General features: G+C 47.5%; 7 protein-coding genes and 2 pseudogenes. All 9 read right to left on the bottom strand.

The annotated features are described in order from the left end of the window. Nucleotides 1-154 precede the first annotated feature (154 nt). Nucleotides 155-559, bottom strand: a complete 405-nt coding sequence (locus tag DF182_RS26765) for a hypothetical protein (protein WP_113618824.1) — start codon at nucleotides 557-559, stop codon at nucleotides 155-157. Beyond that, nucleotides 538-2,967 (bottom strand): penicillin acylase family protein, encoded by a 2,430-nt coding sequence (locus DF182_RS26760; protein WP_113618823.1) that lies wholly within the window; start codon nucleotides 2,965-2,967, stop codon nucleotides 538-540. The genes DF182_RS26765 and DF182_RS26760 overlap by 22 nt, the downstream gene beginning before the upstream one ends. Nucleotides 2,968-2,979: 12 nt before the next feature. Then, nucleotides 2,980-3,687: a thioesterase II family protein gene (locus tag DF182_RS26755; protein ID WP_113618822.1), complete on the bottom strand. Its 708-nt coding sequence runs from the start codon at nucleotides 3,685-3,687 to the stop codon at nucleotides 2,980-2,982. Between the two features lie 18 nt (nucleotides 3,688-3,705). Continuing rightward, on the bottom strand, nucleotides 3,706-5,349 hold the full coding sequence (locus DF182_RS26750) for a cyclic peptide export ABC transporter (protein WP_113618821.1): 1,644 nt from the start codon (nucleotides 5,347-5,349) through the stop codon (nucleotides 3,706-3,708). Between the two features lie 16 nt (nucleotides 5,350-5,365). Next, nucleotides 5,366-7,756, bottom strand: a complete 2,391-nt coding sequence (locus DF182_RS26745; protein ID WP_113618820.1) for a TonB-dependent receptor domain-containing protein — start codon at nucleotides 7,754-7,756, stop codon at nucleotides 5,366-5,368. A gap of 6 nt (nucleotides 7,757-7,762) precedes the next feature. Further along, nucleotides 7,763-11,464 (bottom strand): beta-ketoacyl synthase N-terminal-like domain-containing protein, encoded by a 3,702-nt coding sequence (locus tag DF182_RS26740; RefSeq protein WP_113618819.1) that lies wholly within the window; start codon nucleotides 11,462-11,464, stop codon nucleotides 7,763-7,765. Nucleotides 11,465-11,482: 18 nt separating this feature from the next. Further along, nucleotides 11,483-13,726 carry a MupA/Atu3671 family FMN-dependent luciferase-like monooxygenase gene (locus DF182_RS32945; RefSeq protein ID WP_449384901.1) on the bottom strand — a complete coding sequence of 748 codons (2,244 nt, stop codon included), beginning with the start codon at nucleotides 13,724-13,726 and terminating at the stop codon, nucleotides 11,483-11,485. Beyond that, a pseudogene (locus DF182_RS32940) lies at nucleotides 13,724-14,263 on the bottom strand (AMP-binding protein); the annotation flags it as partial. The pseudogene DF182_RS32940 and the gene DF182_RS32945, both read right to left, overlap by 3 nt. 81 nt (nucleotides 14,264-14,344) lie before the next feature. Further along, nucleotides 14,345-15,709: pseudogene (locus DF182_RS32935) on the bottom strand (condensation domain-containing protein); the annotation flags it as partial. Between the last annotated feature and the right edge of the window lie 19 nt (nucleotides 15,710-15,728).

The following is a 15,728-nucleotide window of genomic DNA, read 5'->3' as shown; positions in this document are numbered from 1 at the left end:
TTTATTATACCAAAGAATAAAAATTTCTCAGAATATTCCTATATTCTCACGCAAGTAATGGACACAAGGATAAATGATCTTGCCCCGAAACAAAAAGGCTCCAAAACATTAAGTTCTGAAGCCTTTTAATTTTCTTCGATTATCCCGTCGGTTATCAGGCATCCCCTCGCTTTATCGCCGCCTTCCCGGTAAAGAGGGCCAGTCCTGTTAACAAGCCACCTATGATTCCGGAGATAAGGATGACCACAGGTCCCGGTACTGACAACGTCAGCCCGATCCTGTTAAACACACTACCGCCCAGGGCTATATGAAAATATATATTCGCGGCCACCCATACCAGCATTCCGGCGAGGAACCCAGTACCAAAAGCGGCTACGCTCCATTTGCGGATGGAGATGAATGCACCGAAAAATCCCACGACTACTACGAAACTCCACCATGGGATGCTATCTGTCATCCTCACCAGCAGGATTAACGGAACCAGGCAGCAAAAGGCCTTTATACTATCAAGCGTCGTTTTGCTCATATTGTCAGTTGTTATCTGTTTATCAGTTTCCATGTGCTGGTTGCCTGTTTTTCTGCTTCCTGCACTGTCATGAAGAAAGTTAAAGGGTAGTATCTGCCTTTGTTCCAGTCATCCACAAAGTTATCGTAATACCGTCCTGCAGCGTTACCGGATTGCCCACCGGGAAGGATGCCATAGGCTCTGGGCCTGTCACCCAACTCTACTATCATCCTCCAGGACGGGCCCCAGTTGCGTGACACAGCGTTTGGCACTTCCTGCTGTCCTGCAGCAGGAATACCCATTTTACTGAAGGCCGGCAGGTTGGTGAGATGTATCAGGTTCACTTTATGAAAATCGCTCCACTGTATTTTTCCTTCCTTCCGGGCCTTATCCACATCCATAGCGGCGGCAATAAAAGCATCAGTAATGATATCAGCGGCATCTTCCTTCCGGACCGTTCCCTGCTTGTCGAAGAATGTATTGCCCGGGTCTGTCCTGATCAGCTTCAGCAGCACTTCATCTTCCGGCGGCCTCACATAGAACCTGTAATTCCTGAATTCATCCCAGGTAAAGTTCCGTGTGTTCCACCACCACAGGTCATACAGCTTGGCCGTTGTGCTGCCGTACTCGTAGCTGCCATTCCAGGTTTTCAGCGATGCCAGCTGCTGCTGCTGCGCGGCATTCAGCTCACTGCTTTTCACTTTCGACAGGAGTAACGGCAACGCCTCTACGGCGAATGCGTTGACATTGTCCAGCTGAATCTTCTCCATATAGGAAATGTCCAGCTGTTGCGTGGTCGACAACAGCTGTTCTATGCGGTTGGCCCGTGTTTCACTGTAATGCCCGTTGTAGTAGTAGGCGTAGTTGCCGTAGGTAGGCCGCTGGTTGGCCGACTGCACATAGTTGCAGGCCGGATTGAGCAGCTGCGGCAGACTGTCGGCCGGGATGTACCGGGTGTACAGATGTGTGCGGGAGGTGCCGTCCAGGATGAATCTCCCCTGCCCTGGCCACTTTACAGGCATACTTCCCTGGTGATTAATAGCAATGTTGTTGTCTTTACTGGCAAATGTGAAGTTCTGCAACGGACATTGGAAATGCCTGATAGCGTTTTTATAATCTTCATAGCCGGCGGCCTTGTTCAACTGGATAAAAGTGAGAAACTCGTTGGACGGACGATGCAGCTCCCATCTCAGCGCCATGTCCACCATATCGGAGTCTTTGCCGGGGAAGCTCTTATTATATACAATGGGACCATGCACAGAAGAATATACGGTATCATAAAACACCGGCAGCCCCCTGCGCCTGATCGCCTCCCTTCTTACCTGCAAGTCGGACCAGTTACTGTCCAGCTCATACTTTTTGTAATCAGGGCTTATCTTCAGCTTGTACCAGTCTTTCACATCATCGGCACCATTGGTGATGCCCCAGGCGATATTTTCATTGAACCCGATGATAACGGCCGGGGTCCCTGGCATAGACACCCCGTATACGTTCATGCCCGGCGCAGTGAGCTGCATTTCCATCCATACGTTGGGCAATGAAAGGTTCAGATGCGGGTCATTGGCGAGAATAGGAAACCCTGACTTTGTTTTTTTACCGGAAACAGCCCAGCTGTTGCTCCCCAGCCTTGGGTTCCAGGCGCTCTCCGTGATAACGGAATTGGCCGAAAGGAAAGCGTAATTCAGATAGGACGGCGTTTTCACTGCTGCTGCAGGTACGTTTTGCGGTCTGCTGATATTCATGACCGGCGTGCTTTGTGCATAATATTCAGGGAACAACTGGTTGAAGCGGTCTTCACCCAGCGCCAGTATCATTTTCGACATGTAGAGGTCTTCTTCATAACCGCTCATTTTATTGGCGATGTTTTTCATGATAAGGGCACTCTTCAGGTTGGTCCATGGTTCCGGCTCATAGCCCAGCAGCTTGTATTCCAGCGGCAGGTCGCGGTAATGAAGCTGTTGTATATAAGCGTTCACTCCTTTCGTATAGGCGTTAACTGCAGTACTGGTCTCGGGGTTGGCTTCGATCAGCTCCAGCGAGTGTTTCGCAGCTTCTGCAATGCCCAGCCTGCGCTGTGTGCGATCGTATTCCAGAAATTCCTTCTTGCTGAAAATTTCCGACAGGCGACCGGCAGCAGCATAACTACCGAAATCCATCTGCCACAGGCGGAAAAAGGCGGTGATATACCCTTGCGCAAAGTAGAGGTCTTCGGTGTTCTGTGCATGGATATGCGGCACTTTACGCTCATCGAAATACACCTGTACCGGTGCTTTCAGCTGATGAACGGGTATAGTCAGCTCCTTCGCGCCCAGCCGGCGTTCATCCTCATTCTGTACCGCGCCCACAAAGGGGTCCAGCAGTTTGCCCAGGGGAGGTGCTACAAACATTGGCTGCGACAACGCATATACCAGTATAACAAGCGCCAGGAGCGGGAATAAAAAACCTATATTGATCCGTTTCATTTTTGTCTTGGATTATGATTGAGGCATGGCATACATTCTGTGGTAAAAGGAACTTATGATACCTGCGATACGATGGGGATGACGTTGAATGAAGAAATGATCCCCTTCCAGCACCTCCGAGGCGAAGCGGCCCCGGGTATAGGCCATCCAGTTGTCGATCCGTTCTACGTTCTCTTCCATGCTGCCCATAACGGCATACAACGGTGATTGTATAGGAGGCTCACTAACCAGATTGTTTCTTTCAGCAATTTCAAAGTCGGCCCTCAGCACCGGCTCGAAGAAGCCGAACAGTTCTTCATTTTCGATGATCTCCGGAGGCAGCCCTCCCAGCAGTTCCAGCTCTTTTATAAACTCCGGCCTGTCCAGCAGGTACCGCATCCTGCTGCGCTCCAGCCCCGGACCGGCGTTGCCGCTCACAATAACAGCAACCGGGCGTTTGCCCGCATCTTCCAGCAGATTAGTTACTCTCAGCGCGAGGGAAGCGCCCATACTATGTCCGTAAATCAGGAATGGCGCATCTGTAATATCGCCTATAATCTGCCTGTACAGATCCTTGGCTGCTGCATCAAAATCATTCAGCAGCGGTTCATCCATCCTTCTGCCTCTTCCGGGCAGTTCAAGAGCGATTACTTCGAAGTCGTGCAGCAACGGTTTCATGAACTGAAAGGAGTAACAGTTCCCGCCTGCAAAATGCAATAAGAATAATTGAGGTTTCTTCATAATTCTGAACACTGTTGTCTATTGATACACCTGCACACCTTCCGGTATAAGCTTGCCATATTCCATTTTGTACAGTTTGTCGGCGCAATGGTAATAGCGGTCGTCGTGCGTGATGGCAATGATGGTAAGCCCTTCCTGCTTCAGGTGCGGGATAATCTCGGTATAAAATTTCTTCCTGAAATGCGGGTCCTGGTCGGCGGCCCATTCATCCATCACCAGCAGCGGCTTTTCTTCCAGCAAGGCCGCGATAAGTGCCAGCCTTTTACGTTGACCGGTGGAAAGCTCTGTGGTGGAAAAAACGCCGTTATCGCCCATGCTGACCTTATCTTCCAGTTCAAACATGCGGAGATAATAATGCCACTTGTCTGTATTGAAACTGTTATAGCCAAGCATTTCATTAAAGAGATAAAAATCGTTGAACACTACCGCAAACAGAGCCTTATACCCGGTATAGTGCTCATTTTCTACGATAGTATCATTAAAGCGGATCTCCCCTGCCGAAGGAATATGTAGTCCCAGCAAAGTATGTACGAATGTAGTTTTGCCGCTGCCGTTGCCGCCATAGATAAAGATCACATCACCTTTTTGTATATCGAAGTTTACGGGACCGATGCTGAAAGACCGGTCATCTTCCCCGTAATGGTATTCCAGGTTGCTGATGGCGATTTGTTCCAGTTTTTCGGTAAACATTACGGGAGACGCCGTTACTTCCTGACTGCCATCCTGTTCCAGCTTATCTTTCAGATCGAGCAGGCGGCCAGCGGCCACTTTGGCGCGCACCAGCACCGGCAGCAGCACCATGATGGTATTGATGGCGCCCAGCAGGTACAGGAGCGTGAAAACAAAGGTCAGCGTATGTTTCACTTCTATCTCCAGCGCCGTATTGAGATAAAGGAGTATCGCCGCTATGAGTGTATAGAAAAGGGTGTAGCCGGTGATTTGATTGTTGAGAAAACCAATGTAGGCTTTCGTGTTGTTCTCATAGGCTTCTGCAGATACAGGCACCACCTGCTGTTCAAAGATGGACTTACGTTTACGGCTATCCATGAAGAGCTCCTTGAAACCCTCGAGTATGGAGTTAAAGCTGTCCTGGAAATTATTCTCGAGGCTGCGGGCCGTCTGCAGATTCCGGATGTTGATGCCGGCTCTGAGGCGGTAGATGGCCACACCTGCCACCGCCACCAGCAGCGTGATAGCGAACAATGGCATCGACAATGTGGCGAGGTATATGAAACAGATTACCGTCAGCACCGTGGCGGTGAAAAAATCTATGATGCTTTGTGACGCCTGCGTCAGGATATTCACATCACTGACAACAGCTGCATGCACTTCCACCTTCCTGGATGATAATTGCCGGTAACCCGATTTCAGCACCAGCGCTACGATCTGTTTCCTGAGGTCCCAGAAAAGGGTCTGCGACAGCCGGATAACGGCCACAGACAACACCCTTCTTATCCATACGAACAACAGGATAATAGCCAGGAATATAAGCAGATACTCCCGGATATTTGAGAAGGTACCTGCAATGATCTGCCCCAGTACGCCGGTAACGGTGTTGATGAACAGGAAACTGCACAAACCCGATAGTATCCCCAGGCAAACATATTTAATAAACCCTGACCTGCCTGTCATCGGTATAATCAATTGCAGTATACGTTTCATGATAAATAATATGTGGTTAGTTGGCCCTGTTATTCTCTGCCTGTCCTGTTGATTTGATTTTGTAGTTGGATTTCTTCAGCTTACCGAAATTGTAAGTGCCTACAAATTTGAAGTAATTGGTATTGTAGGACCTGTCATAAAACACCGCCGTTTTTCCGACATCATAAAACCCTGTGGAATTGGTTTTATGAAAGATATCATTCGCAGTCAGGTTCAGTTTTAATGCATTCTTGAAGAATTCCTTTTCAAGGCCGACTGTTATAGTTGACTTCTGTTCTTCGAAACGTATCCCATATGATTTATTGCTCAGGTACCAGGCCAGCAGCTGTATCTTGAACAGGTTACGCACATTGAAAGTATTGTTGGAATAAAGATATACATACGGCTTCGGCTCAACAAACGCATACCTGCTGTCGATTGATTTACTGTAGCTCAGCGTTGCAGTATTCATGGAATTCCACCAACCAATGTTGATCGTCCTGGAAAGGGAGATAAAGAAGGTATGGTCCTTTTCCAGGTTTATAGCCTTTAATACATAACTGTTAGCGCTATCTCCCCTTATTGCAGCAGACATGATGGGATCAATCGTATAATTGTATCCTATCTTCAGGTCGAACTTTCTATAATTGGCGCCTATTTCAAAGGCATGTGTTTTTTCGGGTACAAGGTCCGGGCTTCCCTGTATGGAAGTAAAACGGTCCTGATAGATAATAAAAGGATTAAGCCCCTGGTACCTCGGCCTTAATATCCTGGATACATAAGAAACACGGAGCTTAACAGCATTGACCGTTGTGCTCAGCGACAGGTTAGGAAATACATTAAAGTAGTTTCTTTTGATAACTTCGCCGCCACCATAGCTTGTGTTCAGACTGAAATCAGTCCATTCTCCCCTCACCCCTGTACTGAAATCTATTTTTCTGGTGAGTGCGCCGCCATAGTTGATATATACAGCCGGAATCCGCTCCGAATAAAGAAAATTATTTGACATTCCTGAATCCAGTTTGAATAACTGTCCTTTCTCGCTCACCATAAAGTCTGTAGCAGATTTATCATGTACATAGCTAAACTTGGCCCCCAGTTCCAGTTTGCTCCTGGGACTATATATTTTGGTATAGTCCAACTGAGATGTGAAAATGGAAATCCTTGTATCCGTGAGATTTTTCAGAAACCTTTCGGCGGCTGAAATGTCAGTGGGGCTTTTTTCGTCAATAAAATCATTCGTGTTGCCATCAAAATAGGAATACTGTCCTCCAAAAAACAGGTTCGAGCCAAGGCTGTCAAATGTTGTACTATAATTGAAAGTACCTGTGTGGTTCCATCGCTGCTGGTCTACATTGAGATCGCTGACATAAAGGCTGCGTTCTGTGTTTGTAGTGATGACGTTTCTGCTGAACTGTCCACCACCCTGGTTTTCCACATATCCACTGTATCCCAGCGAAACATAACTGCGCTCATTGATATTGTACTGGGCACCCAGGCCAAAATTGGAATAGTTATTGAATTTACGTCTCCAGTCTATTGTCAGATCCGAGCTCATAAAATCGGCGCCCGCAGGTCTGCTTCGGGTCGTGTACAAAAACTCCCTGCTTTTTCCTACAAGCAGGCCGTAGTTTCCAACCAGCGAAAACTTGCCTTTCATATAGCTAAGGTCCAGAAACGTATTGGCATTGGTGCCCGCAAAATCGGAAACGGTAACATGCTGGCTTATTGAACCAATAAAACCTTCCTGCGTATTGACCTTTGTAATGATATTGATCACGGCTTTCCCCTCTGCATCATACCTGGCAGAAGGATTTGAAACTATTTCAATCCGCGAGATCTGGGAAGTGGGGATGGCAGACATCTGTTGTCTGGTAATGCGTTTCCCGTTGAGATATATAATAGCCTCTCCCTTGCCGAAAACAAAGAACAATCCTGATTCATCAACCGTAACGCTGGGAGCCCTTGATAATATCTCCGTTACTGAGCTGCTACTGGCCAATATGGTTTTTGCTACATTTATATCAACATTCCCGTTCCCGCTGTATCTTACCATCGGTACCTGACTTGTCACCTGCACCTCACTAAGCTGGAAACGCGTGTTTTTTATCAAAATGTTTCCCAGGTTAATATGCTCCTGTCCATTGTATTCAACTCTCAGTATCGTATCCGGGAACTGCAGCGAAGTAAGTTTCAACAATACCGCCTTCTGATTGATCTCAGGCAGTTCAAAACTTGCATCACGGTAGCTGACCCCTTTAATAAAAGAGGAATCAGCAACAGATAGCACCAATACATTTCCGGTAAGGGGTTCGTTTTTAGCATTTATTACTTTACCAGAAATCGATTTGATCTGCTGGGCATTTAGCGCTACAGATACAAAGAGCAACGCTTTAACAAGAATGGTTCTGATTAGGGTTGTATTCATAGTGCTTTATTGATTAATAAAATTTGGTGACAAACTGGTATCCGTATTTAAGAACCCTTCTTTAAGGCAATAACTCACAACATTTTTGAGGTATGTTAACCGGTCATAGGCTACGGGTTCCTTTATTTTTTCCAAGGTTAACCTGGTGGCGTCGGTCTTGATTTTATAGTTTCGTCCCCTTACTTTATCATAGATGCCGTATTTAATCAGTTTAACAGAATATTCTTCCGAATTCTCCTCCCATTTTCGCATGTACTCACGGAAGTCATTATTGTCCAATTTAGTTAATTTAATTCCATTTTTGATGAAGGCATCAATAATTTCAGGCATTGTAAATCCTTTTTCGAATGGCAGGTGGAAAGTACTGAGGTGTTTATGCTGATAGAATGATAATTCGCAGACTACCTTGATAAGCATATCCACCGGTACAATTCTGAAATTCAGGTTATGCTCCAGGAACTCATCGGAGTAACATCCTGCCTTGCATATCCTTCTTAGCTTCATGTACATTAAATTGGACTCCATGTGCAGCAGGGTGAAGCCATCGTCATACCGGCCGCCGGCATTGGGAATGCGGAAAATATTCACCCCCATATCAGGTGAACGGTGAGCGTTTATATACTCCTCGGCCATTAGTTTGGTCGCTGAATGCACATAATTTTCCACGTTCTGGCCCATGTTGAGGTCAGTTTCATAAAATGATTCTATATGCTCCGGCAAACCATTCCCGGTAATCCCGATAGTAGAGATATGATTGAAGCTTTTTATTTTATTTGACAACGCCCAGTCGAAAATCCGTTTGGTGCCTTTGAAGCTGATATGCTCTTGCAGGTTCGGATTTCCTACAAAGGCCGGCGATCCTGCAGCGTGATAAACAGTAGTCACGTTTTTCAGCAGCTCCCTTGACTCCTTGTCACTGAGCAGATTTTCATCCGTGATATCTGCGTTGACTACTCTGATTCTTTCATGGGCACTGATGCCAAAACTCTCATTGAATACTGACCAGAAACGCTCTTCGGCACGCTGTCCCTTTTTATCCCTTGCCATACAGATGATATTCGCATCGGTGGAATCCAGTATCCTTTTTACAAGGAATGAACCGATGAAACCTGTAGATCCAGTGATCAGGATGTCCCCATGTGTGATCCTTGCCAGTGCTCCGCTTTGCTGAATGGTATCCAGCAACGCTTTATACTTGTTTTCCCGGAAGGTTGCATCTTCTGACTCTTTTACTACGGCCACTGTTCCGGTCGCCTTTTCCGCAACGTTGGCCGATACAGGTGCCTGGAGTTTAGGCATCACCGTGATACCCGTCAGCCTATCATGTAATACACCGCATAGCCCACCGAACGTTGAATAAGAAAACATTTCCTCATAGATGATCAGATTTTTCTTAAACTCTTTATTCAGCTGACCAAGCAGATCAAGGCCTGCCAAAGAATCGCCTCCTTGTTCAAAGAAGTCATCATCAGCCGCTATATCACCTTCTATCTCCAGCAATTTCTTCCATATGGGCTTCAGGCGGGCTTCAATTTCCGCGAGGGTCAATACCCCCTTATCTATCTTTTCCACCGGCTCAGTCGCTTTCTGGCCAACATTAGCTGAGGGAACATTCTTCGGCCAGAACCGGCTGAGTTTATAGACAGGGAACTGGGCATCATATAAAAAAACCGGAACATTGGGAACTTTAAGCGGGCTTCTGCCAGATGCCAGCAGTTCACTATAAAGCAGGAAACGTTCCTTCCGCTCAAATCCACCGCTGATATTTATAACATTGTCAGCGTCCGGGAATTGCATCTGCCGTCCTTTTGAAAAATCAACAAGGATGACTCTCTGCTGCCTGAAATTCTTGAACAGGTAATACTCAAAATTCTGTCTATTGAAGCTGTTCTCATTATCTATGATCAATGAGGGGTCCTGAACAATATCCGCCGGCCTCACCTTATTGTTCAGAAGCTGCTGCAATATGCCTTCACCTTGCCTGGTGACCACCTGCATTTTACCTTCCGGGATGGACAGCAGGTATTTGTACAGCACATACTGAAATAAAACACTGGTAACCTTGTCATCTGAGATACGTTCAGGGAGATAGGCAGCACCAACCAGATCTTCCCAGCATTTTTTTATTAAACTGTTCTCATTGAATATCGTTCCAATCAGCTCCCGGTCGTACTCCTGTAAATCGAGATCCATCAAAAGGAATATAGTTTCCTTTTCGGGTACAGCCACCGGTTGCTGTAGTCCTTTCAGCAGGCTGGCACTGTCCGTAAAGGAGAGCCCTTCATTATACTTCCCGACGTTATAGAGCCTGTTGAGCTTCCGGCTAAGTGCATCCAGGTTTGTATGCCTGTTATTTTCCAACACATTGCTGATCTCCTGCTTTATGTCACTGAGTCTTTCCGGAGTGGGAGCTCCCAGTTGCAGAAAATAGAGATCACTGTCAGCCGCAAGTCGGCTTTCCTCTTCCTTGTGCGCAACAACCATATGCACATTCGTTCCGGTTAAACCAAAACTACTGACGCCCCCTATTCTAATTCCATTGCCGGCATCCCAGTATTCCGGCTCCCGCTGTACCTCAATTACGTTGTCCGTTTCTTCAATATGTTCATTGATGACAGCAAAATTTGCCTGAGGAGGGATTATCTTGTTGTTCAATGCCGCAATCACCCGTAACAATCCCGCCAGGCCGCACAATGTATCCAGGTGTCCGATCTGAGCTTTTACTGAACTGATCTTACAGGTAAGCCCGGTCACGCCTTTTTCTGTAAATGCTTCGCTGATCCCGCTGAACTCAATGGGATCGCCGAGTATAGTGCCTGTACCGTGTGCTTCTATAAACCTTATATCTTTCGGGTCAACCCTTGCATTTTCCCAGGCTTTCAATATCACCTCTTTCTGGGCTTCAATGCTCGGAGCTGTAAGACTGGATATCCTGGCACCTCCATGATTGACCGCACTCCCTTCGATGGTGGCATATATAGGATCTTCATCTCTGATAGCGTCCTCGAGACGTTTAAGCACCATACAAACAGCCCCCTCACCATTCATCGTTCCATCCGCATCTTTATCAAACGGCCGGCAGGCGCCTGTTCTGGACATGATAGCAAAATCCCCGGCCCTTTCTTTGGTGATGGTCCCTATTCTTACCCCTCCTGTCAGCACCATATCACATTCTCTCTGTTCAAGGCTCATACAGGCATTATGCAATGCTACGAGAGAGGATGAGCAGGTTGTGTTCACCGTTACGGCAGGCCCCCTGAGGTCCAGGAACTTTGCAAGACGAGTAGCCTCGATCCCTGTAAGGCCATTGAAAAAATCGTACTGACCATCTAAAAAGCTCAGGTACTGCGATTTCCCGGACGCGAGAAATATACCGGTACCCGAACCCTCCAGGTCTTTCTCCGTATAGCCGGCATCATAAAAGGCACGCAGTGCATGCAGCAGGAACAACCTGTGCTCCGGATACATCTTGACTGCTTCCCTTTCGGTCACATCGAAGTATTCATTGTCAAACAAGTCTACCCTGTCAATAAATCCACCAGTATCCATTTCCACCGGGCCATATTTGTCATAAATGTCCTGCAACCGTCCGGGAGACAACGTACCTATGTTCGTTCCCTTTGACTTCAGCGACCGGGATAATTCAGACCAGTTCCTGATTCCCGGCAATTCATATGATAATCCTATAATCGCGATTGATTTATACATACTGCATATTTTTTGGCGTTAAAACTTTAAGACCTCTACACTTTCTTTTACACTGTCGGCAGGCTGCCTTTCCTTGTTGATGATCCGGGCAATATCTTCGATGGTAGAATATTTGAACAGGTCAACGATACTGATGGAGACGTTCATGTTCTTCTTCAGCAGGCGTCTCAGCCTCACTACGTTCAGGGAGTTGCCTCCGATCTCGAAGAAATTGTCATTCACACCTACCTGTTTCCTGTTCAGGATCAGCTGCCAGATCTCAGCCAGTTGTTTTTCTGTCTCGTTTCTCGGGGCGGTATAGTCTACATTGGCCTGGGGGGTGAAATCGCCGGTAGTAGCCAGCGCCTTCCTGTTAATCTTGCCGTTGGCGGTGAGCGGCATCTCTGCTATCTGTATAAAGAAAGCGGGCACCATGATAGCCGGCAGCCTGCCTGCGAGGTAGCTGCGCAGCTCTGCGCTTTTCAATGGTTCTTTCGAACAGAAGTAAGCCACCAGTTCTTTTTGCCCTCCTGCGGTCTCTCTGTCGATAACTACGGCGGCGTCAATGCCCGGCATCTTTGCCAGGTGATGCTCTATCTCACCCAGCTCAATGCGGTGTCCGCGTATTTTCACTAGGCCGTCTTCTCTTCCGAAGAATTCAATGGTGCCGTCGGGCAGCCACCGGGCGAGGTCGCCGGTGTTATAGATCCTTTCGTTCTCACGGAAGGGAGAGGCAATAAATTTTTTGGCGGTGGCCTCCGGCTGTTTGTGATATCCGCGGGAAAGCCCGCTACCGCCGATGTATAATTGTCCCTTCACGCCTATAGGGCACAACTGATTGTCTTTATTGAGGATGTACACCTGCGTATTGGCGATGGGCCTCCCAATCGTATTCCCCTTCTCCGACAGCACCCTGCAGGAAGTGGACCAGATTGTTGTTTCCGTAGGGCCGTACATGTTATACACCCCTGCATCCGTCGTTTCCATCACTTTCTTCTTCAGCTTTTCCGGGAAATACTCCCCTCCCACGATCACATGTTTCAGGTCATGCAGGAACCTGGCCGAATCACTGTCTTCCGTTAGTGCGCCGAGGTAAGAAGGCGTAATCTGCATGGCAGTGATGGCAGGCCGCTGGCTGTCGGCGGACTTTTCTTTAAACTCGTTTTTCAGTTCGTTCAGGTATTGCAGGCCACGCATTACTTTTTCGTCTGCTATGCCGAAGTCGATCAGGCAACCAATCTCGGTAACGCCTATCCTGTAAAGTTTGTGTAATATCCGGGCGCAGCTCTCCTTCGTGCCGAACAACGCCGCCGTATTCCAGTAACGCTCAAAAACCATTTCCAGCAGCTCTTCCAGCTCATTATCCTCGATGTTGGTATCTTTCACACCGATACCGCTCAGCAGGTTCCTCAGTAACCCCACGCTAGCCCGCAGGTAGTTTTTAAACGGTTCTTTTACGGTCTGCTTCACACTCTCGATATCGTCGCCTATATACACGTGCAACATCAGGGTCACCTGCGCTTTTGATACATCATAGCCGTTTTGTGTGAGAGCTTCCTTATACACGCTGATGTTCTCTTCCAGCGTATGTATATCCTGCCCCAGCATATGCGTCAGCAGATTGGCACCGATCTCCCCTGCGCTCCTGAACGTATCTGCGCTCCCCGCAGAAGTGATCCAGATGGGGATATCAGGCTGAATGGGCCTGGGGTAAATATTCAGCTCCACTTCTTTGCCCGAACCGTTGATACGTTTTACCGCACCTCCTTTCCAGATATGTTTCAGTTCTTTTATCTGATTGTACATTACCTCGCGGCGGTCCTTATAGTTTTCAGGCTGCAGCACAAAGTCGTTCGCATGCCAGCCGGAAGCGATGGCCATCGCCGCTCTTCCTTTCGATAAGTTATCTATCACCGACCATTCTTCCGCTACTCTGATCGTATCATGCAAGGGCAGCACCACGCTTCCTGCACGGATCTTGATCTTTTTCGTGGCGGTGGCCATCGCTGCCGCCAGCAGGGAAGGATTGGGGAATATACCGCCGAACTCATGGAAGTGCCGCTCCGGAAGCCATACGGCGCTAAAATCATGTTCATCACCGAACTTCGCGGACTCCAGCAGCAGTTTGTATTTATCTTCCGCATCCAGGCTCTGGCTGGCGAAGTAAAACAGGCTGAAATCCATTTTCACTTCATTGTTTTCAATAAATCTGTCAAATCCATACAGGTCTGTATTGTCTTTCTCGATGGTGATGCCAACGCCATTGCTGAGCGTCCAGAACAATTCAAGGATGGATATATCGAAAGAGATGGTGGTCAGTGCCAGCAGATGATCGGTGCTATCCAATGGCAGCGCGTCATTCATGGCCAGCAGGAAATTGGCCAGGGCACCGTGTTCTATCATTACGCCCTTGGGTTGCCCTGTGGAGCCGGAGGTATAGATCATGTATGCCAGGCTGCGCTCATCCACAGGATACGCATCATATGCGGCAGCGTATTGATCTTTCTCTGCAATAAACTGCTCTATCATCCTTGCATCAATGATAAACCTGCATTCGCTATCTTCCTCCATGAAAGCGATACGGTTCTCCGGGTAGGTAGGATCGATGGGAACATAAGCCCCGCCAGACTTCCAGACGGCCAGTATGGCTATCACGATCCATTCGCTGCGCGGCACTTTCAGCCCGATCAGGTCATCCTTCCCTGTCTTACCAAAAACTTTCAGGTAGTTGGCAAACTGGCTGGAGATATTATCCAGCTCCCGGTAAGTATATATTTTATCTTTAACGACCAATGCGCATTTATCCGGATGTGCCTTCACCTGCTCCCCGAAGCGGGCCACAACAGAGCGGAAGCTACCCTCCTCTTTATCGGTACTGTTGAATTCAACCAGCAGTTTTTGTTTTTCTTCAGATGAGAGGATTTGGATGCTTCCAACAACAGCATTTTTATCCTGGAGATATTGCAGCAACACGTTCTCTACGTAACTATGCAACTGCTCCAGTGTAGCATCCGCCACCAGCCTACTTCCGAGATGATAGTTGAAATGCAGTTTATTTTTGTTGGCTGAAATGGTAAGATCGAGGAGTGTGTTGGTCTTTTCGTACGGCGTCAGCTTCAGTCTTGAATTGGAAGATGAGGATGTCCCGGAACCAGTCTCCTGGCGGTTTGTATCCATCTCGTTATAGACGTGAAAATCCACGTAATTGAATATGACATCAAAGAACGGGTTTTCCCTTCCCGCCTGTCCTTCCACTGTTTTCACGATCTCCAGTAAAGTTAGCGCACTACGGCTGTTGATGCCCATCAGCTTTTGTTCCATCTCCCGGAAGAAGCTGCCCCATGACTGCCCTTTGTATTGCTCGAAGTTCACCCGCGCCGGCAGTGTATTCAGGAAACAGCCGAGGATTTTGTCGCCATCTTCCATCAGCGGACGGTTGTTAGCTACCAGACCGAGTGTAACGTCATTTTCATACGACAGCAGATTCAATGCATAGGCATATGCACCAAACAACAGCGCTTTGATGCTGATCCTTTCATTTTTACAAACCTGCCGGAGCTGTTCCAACAGAGGGTTCTCAAGGGTTTTGCTAAACTTCGCCTCCCCCACGCCTGCTTCATTGGTAAAGATGTTCAGCCGTTTGTACTCATCCAGCTCTTTCTTCCAGAAGTCAACGTAAGACGCGTCCTTCTTGGCCAGCAGCTCCTGCAATACATGCTCCCTGTTATTGCACTTCAGCTTCTGAGGCCTGAAGTTTTCGTTTGTTTTCAGCTGGTTGTAGACCTGGAACAGTTCTGTATTGAAAGCCGCTACACTCCATCCATCCAGTATGGCGTGATGGAACTGGAACACGAACACGCTACGGTCCTCGCCCACATTAAAGATGGAAGAACGCCACAATGGGGCCTCTGTTAACACAAAAGGATTTTTCCTTTCCTTCACCATATACGACTGGATATATTCCTCCTGCTCTGTTGTGCTGAGCGTATAAAGATCTGTCTCCGAAGTAGGCAGTTTGATCTCTTTATAAACGATCTGCACCTCCTCACTATAATTATCCATGTCCAGCGAGGTCCTCAATGCTTCGTGCTTTTGCACCATCAGCAGCAGGGCTTTCTCAAACAGAGCAATGTCCACTTTTGATATCTGATACACAAATTGATCATGATACAAAGCTGCCTCAGGATTCACGAGGGATAAAGCGGTCATCCCCTTCTGAATATCACTCATGGGATATACACTCTCAATATTTTCTTTGTTTTGCATTTTTTTCTTTTTTGTATCA

Source organism: Chitinophaga flava (assembly GCF_003308995.1).
Classification (GTDB): Bacteria; Bacteroidota; Bacteroidia; order Chitinophagales; family Chitinophagaceae; genus Chitinophaga; species Chitinophaga flava.
The sequence above is the reverse complement of the archived record's forward strand: the minus strand, read 5'-3'. Positions and strand labels throughout refer to the sequence as shown.

Coding starts and splice junctions, on each gene's coding strand:
- DF182_RS26760 (WP_113618823.1), bottom strand. CDS start 2,967: ATGAAACGGATCAATATAGGTTTTTTATTCCCGCTCCTGGCGCTTGTT.
- DF182_RS26740 (WP_113618819.1), bottom strand. CDS start 11,464: ATGTATAAATCAATCGCGATTATAGGATTATCATATGAATTGCCGGGA.
- DF182_RS26755 (WP_113618822.1), bottom strand. CDS start 3,687: ATGAAGAAACCTCAATTATTCTTATTGCATTTTGCAGGCGGGAACTGT.
- DF182_RS26765 (WP_113618824.1), bottom strand. CDS start 559: ATGGAAACTGATAAACAGATAACAACTGACAATATGAGCAAAACGACG.
- DF182_RS26745 (WP_113618820.1), bottom strand. CDS start 7,756: ATGAATACAACCCTAATCAGAACCATTCTTGTTAAAGCGTTGCTCTTT.
- DF182_RS26750 (WP_113618821.1), bottom strand. CDS start 5,349: ATGAAACGTATACTGCAATTGATTATACCGATGACAGGCAGGTCAGGG.